Consider the following 15,757-nt stretch of genomic DNA (forward strand, 5'->3'; position numbering starts at 1 on the left):
ATTGAGTAATCTTTTTGGGTACGCTTAACATAGCGTGTTTCTTCATGTTTTTCCATAAGGATACTTTTTGTGTATCGCTATTTCAGGACGGGACAAACAATCATAAAAAAACAGCTCTAGTGATAGAGCTGTTTTTTTTATAAGGGAACGTAATATTATTTTGCCGATATTGTTTTTTCAAAAAACTTATCAGTGTCATAGCTCACGATGAAAGTATAATTCTCATATGACCTTTCATTGATATCAAAAACCTTCTCTACTATACTCTTGTTTAAAAACACTTCTGAATATATCAGTTCATTAGCTTCATCGTAGATTTTTACTGCTACTGGAGTATTTGCCTTATTATCCAGATTTAACTTCACCAACCCGTTTATTTTAGATAAAGTAGGCTTAGCTACCTCGCTAATAGGTATCGCTTTTAAAACAGCATTGTTTGTAGAAACTGCAATCTCATATGTAGCTGTTCTAAGATCAGATTCAGCTACTAAAAAATAAGAACCTGCCGGCAAAGAATTCAAATCATATTTTCTATAAAAACTTCCTTTAGCGTTTACCATTTCTGTATGAATCATTTTGTGGTCTTGATCATATATTGATAACAACACCTTATTAGATTCATGAAGAGCAAAACTTAAAGTTTTTCCATCAGCCTTTCTCACATCAATAGAAAAATCATTCCCAATAGCACTTACATTGATTGTAGATAATAGTGCTACTAAAGCTACTGTTAATTTAAAAATCTTTTTCATAATTTAAGTTTTTAGATTTATAATCCTTTTAACTATGACAAAGTTATACCAACAGTATCATTGAATATAATGCACATTTTCCATCATTACACGGTATTTTACCTTTTACGAAAACGATAAAGAAGTATTTTATTGAATAATTCGCAAGATTTCTCAAGTAGAGAAATAAGATAAAATTTCTAGATTCAAATTTTATATTACTATTTTAAACACATATCGCAAATTATGAGCATTTGTATTTCTAATCAAAGAAATTACGACTACAAGACCATTATTACTGGAAACAATAAATTACCCCATATAAAAAACGCGAGCAAATCATAGTTTTAATTAAAAGGGAATACTTTCTATATAGAAAATAATAAAACTAAATTCTTAAAATTTATTAAAAGCTATGCCACATTAAATATACCAAATCCATGTAGCTTAATTAATAAGTAACATTCTCAATCCAAGATGAAAATCAGCCACAAAAAGTACATTACAACAAACATAGAAATTACATTTAATTCATCATTTTCACACTTTAGCCTATTTAACTCGTTAGCGAAATCGATAAAGGTTAAAAAAACTAACAATTTTACACTATTTTGTATATTTGCATCAAAATTGAATAAATGAGACCTGTACTACCCAACTTGAAAATTATAGTTCCATCCTTTGGGAGTTCATTTACACTATCTAATCATGATAAGATTAATAATGAACATAATAGTCAATGGCACTATCACCCCGAAATTGAACTAGTATACATTAATAAGGGATCAGGTAAACGTCAAATAGCAAATCACGTATCTCACTTTCACGATGGCGACCTTATATTAATAGGTAGCAATCTTCCACATTGCGGATTCAATTCTAATGAGATAACTAACAACCGTGAAACTGTTGTGCAAATGAAACCAGACTTCTTAGGAGAGCAGTTTATGGACGCTTCTGAGATGATTGCTATTAAAAATTTATTTAATAAGGCAAAGCAAGGAATTGTTTTTGGAGAACGAACTAAAAAAAAATTAGGACCTCAAATAGAAGCACTTGCTCAATTAACACCACTGTCACGATTGCTAAGCCTTATCACAATCCTTAACGAACTTGAATTATCTAATGATAGCACAATTCTAAATGCAGAAACAGTCACTATTGAAACAGAAATGAAAGATAATGATCGAATGAATATCGTTTTTAATTATGTGAAAGAGCACTTTCATGAAAACATCGCACTCGAAGAAGTTGCCGATCTGGTTTCTATGACGGTGCCCTCGTTTTGTAGGTATTTTAAAAAAACTAGTAATAAGACCTTTACAAAGTTTGTAAACGATTACCGTTTAGTGCATGCCTCAAAATTACTAGCAGAAAAACAAATTAATATTGCAGCTGTTTCACACGAAAGCGGCTTCAACAATCTTGGACATTTTAATAAATCATTTAAAGATTTTACAGGAAAAAGCGCTTCTCAGTATAGACAAGAATTGCGTTCTTACTTAGAATAGGATTTGAACGCATCTATGAACATGCACTGTTCAATTACCATAAATTTTATTACATATAACAAAGCAAAAGAAATAAGCAACACTATAGAATAAATCCTTAATCACGTTTAAAAAGCAAAAAGCCTCTTAATCATAAGATTAAGAGGCTTTTAAGTACCCGGAGCCGGAGTCGAACCGGCACGGTTTCCCACAGGTGTTTGAGACCAGCGCGTCTACCAATTCCGCCATCCGGGCTTTAGCAGACATGAAATAACGACAGTCATTTCAACGCAATAAAGAACTATAAGGTGGTAGCCTAATAGCTGTTTCTTTAACACGGTGCAAATGTAAAAAATAATATTACAATTTCTACTAAAATTACTTAATTTTTTTCTTTCAGAGTTGAATAAATTTCATAAATTTGCACGGCATTAAAAACGCAACACACAACTAACTACAAAACAACAAATTAAATGTCACACCTAGAACCAGAAGCTAAAATTTTTGCTTGTTCACAAAGTGTCTATCTAGCTGAAAAAATTTCCGCAGAATACGGAATTCCACTAGGTAAAGTTACTATGTCAAAATATAGTGACGGCGAGTTTCAACCTTCTTATGAAGAGTCAATCAGAGGATTACGTGTGTTTATTGTATGTTCTACATTCCCAAATTCTGATAATTTGATGGAATTATTACTTATGATTGATGCTGCAAAACGTGCTTCAGCAAGGCATATTACAGCAGTAATACCTTACTTTGGTTGGGCTAGACAAGATAGAAAAGATAAGCCGCGAGTGCCGATAGGAGCTAAACTAACAGCTAAATTGTTAGAAACTGCTGGAGCAACAAGAGTAATGACCATGGATTTGCATGCTGACCAAATTCAAGGATTTTTTGAAAAACCAGTAGACCACCTTTTTGCTTCTACGATCTTTTTACCTTACGTAAAAAGTTTAGGATTAGACAATTTGACTATTGCTTCTCCAGATATGGGAGGTTCAAAAAGAGCATATGCTTATTCTAAATTTTTAGAATCAGACGTGGTTATTTGTTACAAACAAAGAAAAGAAGCAAACATTATCGATACCATGGAATTAATTGGTGAGGTAAGAGGCAAGAATGTAATCTTAGTAGATGACATGATTGATACCGGAGGCACTTTGGCGAAAGCCGCTGATTTAATGATGGAAAAAGGAGCATTAAGCGTAAGAGCTATTTGTACTCATGCCATCTTATCAGGAGGAGCTTACGAAAAGATAGAGAATTCTAAATTATTAGAATTAATAGTTACTGATTCTATCCCATTAAAGAGAGAATCTAAAAAAATAAGAGTGTTGAGTTGTGCCCCACTTTTTGCTGAAGTTATGCACATGGTACATCATAACAACTCGATCAGCGGGAAGTTCATCATGTAACAAAAACAAGTATTATTAACAATTATATATATTACAATGAAATCGATTACAATTAAAGGATCAGAAAGAGAAAGCGTAGGAAAAGTTGCGACTAAAGCCTTACGTAATGCTGGAGCGGTTCCTTGCGTGTTATACGGAGGAGATCAACCAGTACATTTTTCAGCAGAAGAAAAAGCATTCAAAAGCTTGGTTTACACTCCAAACGCTCACACAGTTGTGATTGAATTGGCAAACGGAAAGTCTTTTAACGCTATCATGCAAGACATCCAAGTTCACCCAGTTTCTGACAAAATCCTTCACCTTGACTTCTTCCAAATCTTTGATGAGAAAGAAATCACTATTGAAGTACCTGTTAAAATCATTGGTAACTCTAAAGGAGTTATGGCAGGTGGAGATTTACGTTTAAACAACCGTAAATTAAAAGTAAAAGCGTTACCTAAAAATCTTCCTGATTTTGTTGAGGCTGACATTACTCCACTTAACATGGGTAACAAATTATACGTTACTCAAGTTCCTACTCCAGACTTTAAAATCATGCACCCAGACAACACTGTTATCTGTCAAGTGAAGATTTCTCGTGCTGCTATGAAAGCGGCTCAAGAGGCTGCAAAAGCTGCAAAAGCAGGACCAGCAAAAGGAAAGAAAAAATAATATTTTTCTCTACAACATATCAAAAGCATCAGTTTTATTACTGGTGCTTTTTTTTTACACTTTTACTTTCGAATTCTTTGCTTTCGAAAAATAAAATACAAAATATCCTTTTTAGTAGCACAGTATTCACTACCTCTTTCAACACCCCTCCCGCTATTCATTACAATCTTTTTATCGCAACAAAGCGATTAAAAAGGATTTCCATTGCTATCGGGGCTATTAAAGAGCGTTTATAACACCTAAGACTTTTTGGGAAAAAAAAATTAAAAACATATATAAGGAAGTTTTAAACTGCACAATATAAACCAAGCATTATAAACCAAGCATTGAAACTTTGCCAATCATCTCATTGTCATTTTATCTAATTAAGTTTACTTTTGCAACATGATACAATGGATCAAAACACTGTTTTCAAAAACAGAAACAGTAGAAAATACAGATTACACAAAACTCGAAGTTCAAGAACAGCAGAAAAACAATATAGAAAGCGTGAGTAAAAAATTTCTAATAGTAGGACTAGGTAACATTGGTGCCGAATACGTAAACACAAGACATAACATAGGCTTCAAAGTATTAGATCATTTGGCTAGAAAAGAATCGATTCCTTTCGAGACAGTAAAACTAGGTGCTCTTGCTGAGTATAAATTTAAAGGCAGAACATTCTTGCTATTAAAACCAAATACTTACATGAATCTAAGCGGGAAAGCGGTGAAATATTGGATGGATAAAGAGAATATTCCATTAGAGAATATCTTTATAATAACGGATGATTTGAATCTTTCTTTTGGAACCATTCGAATAAAACCTAAGGGAAGCGATGGCGGACACAATGGCCTTAAAAACATCAATTTTGTTTTAAACACGAATCAATATCCTCGTTTCCGTTTTGGAATTAGTGATGAGTTTAAAAAGGGGCAGCAAGTAGATTATGTTTTAGGAGAGTGGGACGATATCGAAAAGGAAAAACTTCCTGAGCGTTTAGAAACTGCATCTGAGATTATTAAAAACTTTGGAACAGCAGGCTTAGAAAATACCATGACAACTTATAATGGCAAATAAAAAAAGGAGAATCTTACTAAAGATTCTCCTTTTTTTATTCCTTCAAACACCGTAAAGCGGAGGCTATATAAGTAATTTAATAAATTATAATTTTACGAACTTCCTCTTTATCACCATCTGTCAACTTTAAGAAATAGATTCCTGAAGCAACATTATTTAACTGAATATCTTCTATAAAAGTGGTTTGTTTATTAAACTCTTTTTCAAAAACATTTTGACCTGTTGCGTTAAATAATTTAACCACGATAGGGTTCAATCCCTTTGATATAAACTTAACAGTAAACTCCCCTCTAGTCGGGTTTGGATACGCATATACTACTTCACTAGTTAAATCAGTCGTATCTAATGCAAAATCTTTAGTACAAATACCTATTGAAGCCGTATCTATCATTCCAGTATCACTAGTATAGCTATCTCTAACCTTAAACAACCACTTTCCCGCTGCGGGTTCGCCGTTAAAAACAGACAATGCTTCGGCAGGAGCAACAGTTTGTAGAGCACTACTACCACAGCTAAGTGCGCCACCATCATCATCATACGCAATAGAAAGACTACCATTATCATCTCCGCAATCCCTATTAAACAATACCACAGTAGTGCCACTAGGGCTAACAACTTGCATATCTACATCTGATAAATATTGATGCGTAAATGCCACATTAAAATTCACATCGGCAACAACTGCTGTAGTAGCAGGGACAGTAATTTCAAACGTTCGATAACCCAAGCCCTCTGGGATTTCGGTTGCTGTAGCAGCTGTAAAAGGAAAGTTTGCACACTCATTTGTAACTTGATATCCTATCGCAAAAGCTGATTTATTTAAAGCATAAAAAATATTATCTGTAGGTTCGATCAATACACGGCATTGCTTAGCAGTAACAGCTGGAACAATAATATCTTCGCTCCCATCATTAGGAGTATTGGCAGCTAAAACAATTGGAAATGTAAGTCCGCCATCAATAGACAACTTAATATTGACATTTGCAGCTCCTTCAATAGTATTTGTATTGTTAACCGCCCATTTAACACGTTTTGATTGTCCGCGCAACCAATGCTCTTCATTCGAATCTTGAGAAAGCACTTCAAATGGTCCTGCAGTGCTTAATACGTTTACTGTTGCGTCATCGTAGTTAGTTTGTGCTTTCCCTAACGATGCATTATCGCGTACCGTCAAGACAAAGTGTAATTTTCGCGCCACGGAAGCCACAGACTCCCAACTTATCGTAAGGCGATTGTTTAAAACATCGCTATACAATGGCATATATCTAATTGCAGTCGCACTAGGAGGCAACGATCTAAAAAGCGGACCGTCAAGCTTAGTAGGAACCGCAAAACTAGCATCACCATCGGTATTTACCGCGCTATCATTTTGTTCCCAAGTATACGTTAAACCGCTATTTGTAGAAGTCGCACTCCCTTTTAAGATGAAGGCCGTTCCTTTAGGAATACTATAGTCTTTTCCTGCATCAACATCTGGAGCAGCTGTCGCAATTGCTGTAATTACTGGACAATCTTTAGTATCTAGATTTTCCTGAATTTGCACAATACTAGCATGAGTAAAATAGTCATCTGAGGAGTTTTGAACATTATAGCCTGCCGCTATTCCAGCATAACCCATAATAGTAGTACCACTTCCAGGTTCGACACTTACACCGGTACCTTCGATTTCATAAGAAAATGTGTGGTTTGCACCTAGTTGATGACCCATCTCATGAGCAACAAAATCTACGTCAAAACTATCCCCTTCTGGTTTTCTGTCTGATGGAGAAGTGTACCCACTCCCCTTTCCATAAGGATCTATACTTGTGGGAGCATCACAAACACAGCCTATACAACCTGCATTTCCTCCACCTCCTGAGGCCCCTAGTAAATGCCCAATATCATAGCCTGCATTAGTAATCACTTTAGTTAAATTCTCTTGTAATTCAAGAGCCCATGCACCATCGGCTCCACGATCAGCGTCAGAATATGGGTCTACATTTGCATCTAAATAAATTAACTTTTCAGTATCTGCAATTAAGTTTAACTGCAAGGATAAATCTTTATTAAAAATACCATTTACTCTACTCATAGTAGCATTCATCGCTGCTAATGAATTCACAACTGTACCTCCAAAATAAGTAGAATATTCTCCTGTACACGATAAGGCAAGACGCAAAGTTTTAAATACTTTAGGTCTGTTAGAAGCCCTTGCCGTTATATTTGCAATCTTTTTATTTATAGCAATATCCTCAGTAGTGCAAATCATAGGTAACATACCTAGAGTTCTATTTGTAGCCGTTACAATGCTATAATATTTTTTATCTCCAGCGGTAGGTTCAATAAACTCGCTCTCCTTATCTCCTCTCAAAACCATTGTTTGAACATCATTATCACTAAGACTAAAATGCAGCGAAGCAGTGGGATCCGTAATTCCTTTACCTGCATAGGCGCGAATAGCGGAATATTTAAGTTGGAGCTCTGGTGCAAAATTAGAAGATTCCCAAACTTGAAATTCTTCCATAACACCACTTGCATTAGGCATTAGAATTGTTGTAGATGAACCTTTAACATCAGTAATTATATTTAAAGCCCCTCTTAATTGCGCCATATTTAATTGTAATCGCAATTGCTGGTCTGCAATAGTTTGTGAAGTAACCCTAGCTGAATTCGAATTACTATTTACAACTGTCCAAGGTGACTGTGTTTGTGCAGTCATCGTAAAACAGCAACAGATTATAAGAAATAGCAGGGTAATTTTTTTCATGTCAATATTTATATAGCTTCAAAAATAAAACATTTGAAGTAATAAGATTCTTAAAATTAAAAATCAATTCACTAAAAATGATTTAAGCTCCTATCTATCTAATTTTTGACAAACGGATTATAAAAAATACTTAAAATCAATTCCCTATATTCTGTCAATTAAAATAGATAGTATAAATTTGCGTAATCATAAAACAATCCCATTGAAGATTTTTAATTCTATTAACGATTTTAGTTCAAATAAAAAGACAATTCTAACATTAGGAACTTTTGATGGCGTGCACATCGGTCATAAAAAAATTCTGGAAAAAGTAACACAAGGTACCGAAAACTCAAAATATGAGAGTCTCGTACTAACTTTTTTTCCGCATCCACGCATGGTCCTTCAGGAACAATCAGAAATAAAATTACTAAATACGATTCCTGAAAAAATTGAGCTCTTAGAAGGAATTGGAATAGAAAATCTAATCGTACATCCCTTTGATGAAACCTTCTCTCGCTTGACCGCTGAGGATTTTGTCGAAACGGTACTTGTAGGTAAATTGAATATCAAGAAAATAATCATTGGCCACGACCATAGATTTGGACGAAATCGTACCGCTAATATTGATGATTTAATCGAATATGGTCATAAATATGGATTTGAGGTAGAGCAAATATCCGTTCAGGAAATAAACGCAATATCAGTTAGTTCTACAAAAATTAGGCAAGCACTGTCAGATGGCGATATGACACTCGCTAACAATTATCTTGATTATGAGTATTTCATTTCTGGATCTGTCGTAAAAGGAAAGCAATTAGGTAGAACTATTGGCTTCCCAACTGCTAACTTACACATAGAGGAAGGGTACAAATTAATTCCTAAAAACGGTGCTTACATTGTAAAGAGTTCTATTGACAATAAAGTTGTCCATGGCATAATGAATATTGGATTTAATCCTACCGTTAAAAGTGAAAAACTAGCCATAGAAGTTCACTTTATTGATTTCAACGAGGACCTTTATGATAAAAAAATCACTGTAAGCCTGCTACACTACTTGAGACCAGAGCAAAAATTTGATTCATTAAATGACTTGACTACGCAATTAAATTTCGATAAAAAGACAGCAATTAATTACATCGCTAACAGCAAAGTTTAGTAATATATTCATTGAATTTCATAAGGATTAGACTAGAACATTTTATTAAATTTGGGTTAAAACTTATTCATATATAATAAGTTAACAACCTAATTTAAAACTATGATTATGAAATTAACACGAGATTTAAAAAACGGAATACTTATTTATGTTGGGATTGGCATCTATTTTTTGATAATGCAAGCACTCAATTTAAGTGATTTGTATTATATGCGAATGCTCAATATTGTCTTTATTTTTTACTTCACTAATCTTACATTAAAGAGTAATTACAACGATGGTAAGAATAGTTTTCCTGAAAATGCAAAATCAGCTTTAACAACTTCACTAACTGGTGTTATTTTAAGCATCTTGAGTTTAGCAATTTACAGTGATGTAAAAGGAGGAAATAAATATATTGAATCATTATCAGATTCTTTTTTATTTGGTGGCGAACCTACAATCGCAAGTTACTGCACTTCACTACTGTTTGAAGGGATTGTTTCGGCTGTGATAGTTAGCTTCACATTGCTACTATTCTGGAAAAGACGTTACCCCTCTGAATCATAAAAAGATTTATAAGCACTCATACAGCTAGATTTATAATGACCGCGTAGCTTTTAGAGTAATGCGTTGATTGTTTAGAACAATTTGTTTACTTTTGGCGCATTAAATAAACGTATCAATGAGCACTACAAAACATAATTGGACAAAAGAGGAAATCATAGCAATATATAACAAACCTATGATGGATTTGCTTTTTGAAGCAGCTTCAACTCATAGGGAACATCACGATCCAAACGTGGTACAAGTATCTACACTATTATCAATCAAAACTGGAGGTTGTCCTGAAGATTGTGGTTATTGTCCACAAGCTGCAAGATACCACACCTCTGTAGAAGGTAATGATTTGATGACCGTGAGTCAGGTAAAAGCACAAGCATTGCGCGCAAAATCTGGAGGAAGCTCTAGAGTATGTATGGGTGCAGCTTGGAGAAACGTTAAAGACGGACCAGAATTTGACCAAGTTCTTGAAATGGTGCGTACCATAAACAAACTTGACATGGAAGTATGCTGTACCTTAGGTATGATTACTGAAAATCAAGCACAACGATTAGCTGAAGCAGGATTATATGCATACAATCACAACTTAGATACTTCTGAAGAGTATTATAAAGAAGTTATTTCTACACGTGGTTTTGAAGACCGTTTACAAACTATCGAAAACGTACGTAAAACTAACGTTACTGTATGTAGTGGTGGTATCATTGGAATGGGAGAAAGTATTGAAGACAGGGCAGGAATGCTTGTTGCTCTTTCTACTTTAAGTCCGCAACCAGAATCAGTACCAATCAACGCTCTTGTGGCTGTAGAAGGAACACCAATGGAAGAAGAGAAGCCAGTTGAAATATGGGAGATGATCCGTATGGTTGCTACAACTAGAATCATTATGCCAGAAACACAAGTGCGTCTATCTGCAGGTAGAATGAACATGAGTAGAGAAGGTCAAGCAATGTGCTTCTTTGCTGGAGCAAACTCTATCTTTGCTGGAGATAAACTACTTACAACTCCTAATCCTGATGTTAACGAAGACATGAAAATGTTTGAAATGTTAGGTTTAAATCCGCAAAAACCTTTTACTAAAGTATCGCAACCGGCAACTGTTGAAGCACAAGATTCTCAATTTACAACTCTAGGAGAAAAACCAAAATGGTCTCGACCAGGACATACTATCGATCGCAACTTAGAAGCGTCTACCAAAGGTAAATAAGAAACTAAAGATAAATTAAATAGCAATCCTGCTAGCCTTCTGGTTAGCAGGATTTTTTGTTTTAACTTATTAGTAGATCACTTTCTTAGTAAAAAGTTCGTCACTCGTTGTAACTACCTTGACAATGTAAACAGCTCTAATGTTGAGAATATTTTCAAGTAAGAGGTAGCTTGTATTTACATCTGTTTTTCTATACACCTCCCTACCAGACATATCATAAATTAAAACATGGTTAATACGTTTATCTGAAGATATCTCAAGCTTTTTATCATGCATTAAAATAAAGGTCGAAAATGGAGCTAAATCATCAGGTTCAATATCTTCAATTACAACCTCTTCATCAATAACATCGTCAATAACTTTATCATCTACATCGTCTTTGAAAACAATTTTAAATCGATCATTGAACTCGCCAATAGCAGTTGTGAATTTATAATTCGAAACTTTAGTATTATGAATACTATCTAAAGCAGCATCATATAAATAGATATCATTTTCTGTAAATATACCGTCGTAATCAACTACATCTACTTCATAATCTCCAGCCAATACTGCAGTGTAGCCCAAATTAATTTCGTTTGTATCTTCAAATTTATTCAATGCTTGAATAGCCATCTTTTTATCGTCAATAAAACTGTAAAACGCTAAAGTAGCATTATCATCAAAAACTTCACCATCAAACTTTTTATCGAATCCATCTGTCGCATCTATACTGTAACCTACCAGAATTTCCTGAAAAGCAGTTTCTTCATTATACATATTGACCCAAATGCGGTGTTTTGGCGCTGAATGCTCTACTGAATCCTTACTAACAGTTGGTAAGGGATTTATGCGCATAGCATTATTAAAAAGCAAAACGTCATCAGTACCTTCAGCAGTAACAAAGAAAGCATCCCCTGATAAAATCTGTCCGCTAGGCCTGCTACTAGCTATTCCCTCTAATTTAGTAGACGCAATACCAACACCGCCAAATAAATTATAAGCTGCAAAACCATTCTTTGCTTTATCATTATTAGAAGCGTAGCTGTCATGTGACCAAAAGTAAATAGTACCTATAATCGCTTTTTCATTTGCTAAAAGAAATTGATTGGCATCTAGACTTGAAGGATAAGGATTACCTACTAGATTTCTAGATTTATTATTACCTAGTTTAATATTGTAGATTCCGTTATTAGGTGCACCGTTAAAGATTGCTTCAAATGAATTTCTTACTGATGTATCAAAATTTTGAGGAGCATCAATCCGATATCCTTTAGCAACTTGCATTGCTATTTCCCCATTTTCCTTAATCCAAGTATTAGTTGCCGTACTAAAACCATATAAATTAGAAAAATCTGTAGCCGGTGAAACCTCTTTTAATTTTTGGCTATGAACAGCAGAAGACCAAAGTTGGTAATCGCCCTTAACCATTAAATCACTACGATTCTTTATTGTTGCAATTCCCATATTGATCACATTGTCATCCGCCTGATACAAGTTAGCATCGTGATTCAAAATTAATTGACCAAGGCCAAAATAATTACTGGTCAACGACAAATTGTGGGATTCATTCATCACAACTGACTTTCCTGCTGCGATTGTACAACTACAAGCTTCTAACGAACTTATACTTCTAAAATCATCCAAAAAAGAAATACTCTTCTCTGATGTTGGCAACCCATTAGACCATTTTACACCATCCCAACTTGTTGAATTCAAACATAAATTGATACGAGCAACCCTATGATTTGCAAGTCCTGAAACTGAATTAAAGTTTCCACCAATGATTAATTTATTCTTAGCGGTAATTGCTGTCGCATATAGTGTGCTGTTTAAATCTACTTGAAAAGAATTATCAAAACTTCCATCGGCATTAAGTCTCGCAATTCTTTTAACTGCATTACCATCGTATTTTCCAGTGAAAGTACCTCCTATAATTAAACGGTCGTCAGCTTGAATCAATATAGATCTAATGGTTCCATTACTCATTCCTGTTCCACTAAGGAAGCTGGAATCAACGCTACCGTCTTGATTAAGTCGCACTAATCGTTTCTTCAAGACTGTATTATAATTTTGAAAAATACCTCCTACAATAATTTTCTGGTCAGATTGCAGGGCAACTGCATACACGTTTTTATCAAAGCCTCTTCCGGTCTTAAAAGAAGTATCTATACTACCATCTTGGTTTAGTCGGACCAATCTACTGTGCAATTGACCATTAAAAGAAAGGAACTTACCCGCTACAATTAACTTTCCATCGTTTTGAACTATAATGGACTCTACCGTTCCATCTGGCCCCGAGCCCGTATTAAAACTTCCATCTACCGCTCCGTTAGATAGTAATCTAACCAGCCGATTTACCTCAGTACCATTGTACTTTTTAAAGCTACCACCTACTAGTATTTTGCCATCATCTTGCAATGCTAAAACATAAATTTGATTATTTATCAAACTTCCATTCGCAAAAGTTACATCTGCAGTTCCGTCATCGTTTAGTCTAACGATTTTACTTATCACTTCGTCATTATATTTAGTAAAAGCACCGGCCATTAGCACTTTACCGTCAGCTTGCAATACTGCTGTTCTTACAGTATTATTAGCTCCACTCTCATTGGTATTAAAAGTGTTATCTAAGCCACCATCTTCATTAAGTCGAGCTACTCTTGATACCTCTTTACCGTTGAAAGTACTAAAATTTCCAAAAATCATTGTCTGACTATTTGCTAAAGCTAACGCTTTGTAGACCGAATTATTAAAACCTACTTTAGCACTTAAATAATCCTCATCTAAGGCACCAGTAACATCTAATTTAGCTAACCTACCTCTATTTTTTTTATCGAAAACAGAAAAAGAGCCACCTATGAACCAACTCCCGTCTAGCCCATTTGCGAAAGCATAAACTGTTGCCGTTGCAGGGCCTGCACCTATATCAAAAGAGGTATTTATTGAACCATCTTGATTTAATTGTAAAATCTTTCTAGCAGCACTGCCATTATATTCACGAGTAAAACCTCCTCCCACCATAATAATTCCTGATGGCATGACCTCAATAACGGCAACACTACTATTACTAATTCCTGTTCCAGATAGAAAGCTACCATCAATCGAACCATCCTGATTAAGCCTAACAATTTTATTAGCAGTTACACCATTGTACAGTGTAAACGTACCTCCTACAATAATCTTCCCGTCCTCTTGCACATCTAAGGCAGTAACACCTTCATCAAAACCCAATCCAGTATTAAATGAAGTATCAGGACTCCCATCGGAGTTTAATTGCATAATTTTATTACAACTAATACCATCATAACTTTCAAATGTACCTCCTATAACAATTTTGCCATTTTTCAAGATACTGACTTCTCTAATTAACCCACTAGCTCCAGTTAGAGGCTGAAAACTTGGGTCTATAGTACCATCATTTAAAATTCTAACGATACGACCTACCTTAACTCCGTTGTATTTAGTCAAACTCCCTACTACAATTAATTTACCATCCGTTTGTAGTTCGATATCATAGATAATATTGTTCTGGGCTGCTAAACTTGTATCAAAACTTTCATCGCGTGATCCGTCAGAGTTCAGTCGTAACAAGCGTCCCACCGGAAAACCATCATAATTTGTAAAAGAACCAGCGACAATGATTTTGCCATCTCCCTGAATTATTGCCTTCTCAACCTTTTTATCTAGCCCATCGCCTAAATCAAAAGTTTCATCAACAGAACCGTCGCTATTTAAGCGACACAAGAAAGGCAGATAACTTCCATTAAAATTTAAGTAATCACCACCTACAATTAACTTCCCGTCTGCCTGAACAGCTATTGTCCTGACTGTTTTATCAAAACCATCTCCTTTGAGTCCGTCGTCATAGGTGTTAAAAGTTCTATCAACTAAACCTTCTTGAGCAATACAAGATTGAGAATTTAAAAAAGCAATAAAAAGTAGAAGAGTAATTTTTCGAATCAAAATTATAGGGTATTAAATTATTATAATGGATTAATTTTTAATCCAACAGTAATTAATATGCCTGATAAGGGGGGAAAGATTGAATATATTTAATATTCTAATAAACAATTAGTTACAAATATATGTTAATTTTATTAATAATACAAAACGCACTTAAACCACCGCAATCAGCAAAGTAACTACTAATAAAATGCATTTATCTATCACTTTAAAAAAGAAGTAAAACGAACAAGTAGCTGTAATTAAGCGATAACTTTTCTCCTAACTAACAGTATTTATTGTCTAACTTTGTTTGCATGAATCCTACCTACACCATAAAAGATGCGCTTAAAAAAATAGAACATTACTGTGCTTATCAAGAGCGTTGTCATGAAGAAGTAGAGTCTAAACTTCTCACAATGAAAATGGATGCTAATGAAATTGACCAAATCATAGCACATTTAATCAAGGATAATTTCTTGAATGAAGAGCGTTTTGCTCGCAGTTTTGCTCGTGGCAAACACCGCATTAAATATTGGGGAAACATCCGAATTACAAATGAACTGAAATTCCGAAAAATAAATCAGCGCTTAATTAGCACGGCATTAAAAGAAATTACTCCCGAAGAATATTATGAAACTTTCGAGAAAATAGCGTTGCGAACTTGGGAAAATACTAGGGAAACAAATTCCATGAAAAAACGAAAAAAAGTTTGTGATAGTTTATTGCGAAAGGGTTTTGAAAGTAATTTGGTCTATGAAAAAGTGAAGGAATTAGAAAACAAGGATTGATTTCTGTTTTGTAAATGGCCGTAACTTATGGACCAACTGTTCTTGGTTTTAGCTATTGGAAC

General features: G+C 34.5%; 11 protein-coding genes and 1 tRNA gene. 8 read left to right on the top strand and 4 right to left on the bottom strand.

The window, feature by feature from the left end; translation table 11 throughout:
- Nucleotides 1-155 precede the first annotated feature (155 nt).
- Nucleotides 156-752, bottom strand: coding sequence for a hypothetical protein (locus HNQ00_RS12720; protein WP_173838883.1), 597 nt, complete (start codon nucleotides 750-752; stop codon nucleotides 156-158).
- 617 nt (nucleotides 753-1,369) lie between these two features.
- On the opposite strand from HNQ00_RS12720, the gene HNQ00_RS12725 reads away from it, so the two are divergent.
- Complete coding sequence (locus HNQ00_RS12725; RefSeq protein WP_173838884.1) at nucleotides 1,370-2,242, top strand: AraC family transcriptional regulator; 873 nt, start codon at nucleotides 1,370-1,372, stop codon at nucleotides 2,240-2,242.
- Between the two features lie 154 nt (nucleotides 2,243-2,396).
- Here HNQ00_RS12725 and HNQ00_RS12730 read toward each other — a convergent pair.
- A tRNA-Leu gene (locus HNQ00_RS12730) sits at nucleotides 2,397-2,476 on the bottom strand.
- 218 nt (nucleotides 2,477-2,694) lie between these two features.
- Between HNQ00_RS12730 and HNQ00_RS12735 the strand changes: the two genes are divergently transcribed.
- The 3 genes from HNQ00_RS12735 (at nucleotide 2,695) to pth (ending at nucleotide 5,346) form a co-directional block, all read left to right on the top strand.
- On the top strand, nucleotides 2,695-3,636 hold the full coding sequence (locus HNQ00_RS12735) for a ribose-phosphate pyrophosphokinase (protein ID WP_173838885.1): 942 nt from the start codon (nucleotides 2,695-2,697) through the stop codon (nucleotides 3,634-3,636).
- 36 nt (nucleotides 3,637-3,672) lie between these two features.
- A complete protein-coding gene (locus HNQ00_RS12740; protein ID WP_173838886.1) occupies nucleotides 3,673-4,287 on the top strand; it encodes a 50S ribosomal protein L25/general stress protein Ctc in 615 nt (204 codons plus the stop codon).
- Between the two features lie 384 nt (nucleotides 4,288-4,671).
- Nucleotides 4,672-5,346, top strand: a complete 675-nt coding sequence (pth, locus tag HNQ00_RS12745) for an aminoacyl-tRNA hydrolase (protein ID WP_173838887.1) — start codon at nucleotides 4,672-4,674, stop codon at nucleotides 5,344-5,346.
- A 76-nt stretch (nucleotides 5,347-5,422) separates the two neighbouring features.
- On the opposite strand, the gene HNQ00_RS12750 is transcribed toward pth, so the two are convergent.
- Nucleotides 5,423-8,092, bottom strand: coding sequence for a zinc-dependent metalloprotease (locus HNQ00_RS12750; RefSeq protein ID WP_173838888.1), 2,670 nt, complete (start codon nucleotides 8,090-8,092; stop codon nucleotides 5,423-5,425).
- A gap of 202 nt (nucleotides 8,093-8,294) precedes the next feature.
- On the opposite strand from HNQ00_RS12750, the gene HNQ00_RS12755 reads away from it, so the two are divergent.
- The 3 genes from HNQ00_RS12755 to bioB all read left to right on the top strand — a co-directional run bounded on the left by HNQ00_RS12755 (nucleotide 8,295) and on the right by bioB (nucleotide 10,980).
- The gene (locus HNQ00_RS12755) at nucleotides 8,295-9,230 is read left to right on the top strand and encodes a bifunctional riboflavin kinase/FAD synthetase (protein WP_173838889.1); all 936 of its coding nucleotides are present in this window, start codon (nucleotides 8,295-8,297) and stop codon (nucleotides 9,228-9,230) included.
- 108 nt (nucleotides 9,231-9,338) lie between these two features.
- Complete coding sequence (locus HNQ00_RS12760; protein ID WP_173838890.1) at nucleotides 9,339-9,779, top strand: hypothetical protein; 441 nt, start codon at nucleotides 9,339-9,341, stop codon at nucleotides 9,777-9,779.
- Between the two features lie 115 nt (nucleotides 9,780-9,894).
- Nucleotides 9,895-10,980: a biotin synthase BioB gene (gene bioB / locus HNQ00_RS12765; RefSeq protein WP_173838891.1), complete on the top strand. Its 1,086-nt coding sequence runs from the start codon at nucleotides 9,895-9,897 to the stop codon at nucleotides 10,978-10,980.
- 69 nt (nucleotides 10,981-11,049) lie between these two features.
- Here the strand turns inward: bioB and HNQ00_RS12770 are convergent, their stop codons facing one another.
- Nucleotides 11,050-14,925: a T9SS sorting signal type C domain-containing protein gene (locus HNQ00_RS12770; RefSeq protein WP_173838892.1), complete on the bottom strand. Its 3,876-nt coding sequence runs from the start codon at nucleotides 14,923-14,925 to the stop codon at nucleotides 11,050-11,052.
- 296 nt (nucleotides 14,926-15,221) lie between these two features.
- Here HNQ00_RS12770 and HNQ00_RS12775 point away from each other — a divergent pair, with 296 nt between their 5' ends.
- Entirely contained in the window at nucleotides 15,222-15,695 is a 474-nt protein-coding gene (locus HNQ00_RS12775; RefSeq protein WP_173838893.1) for a regulatory protein RecX, read from the top strand.
- Nucleotides 15,696-15,757: the final 62 nt, after the last annotated feature.

Origin of the sequence: Flavobacterium aeripolare, from assembly GCF_013294025.1 — a bacterium.
In the GTDB taxonomy this organism is placed as follows: Bacteria; Bacteroidota; Bacteroidia; order Flavobacteriales; family Flavobacteriaceae; genus Flavobacterium.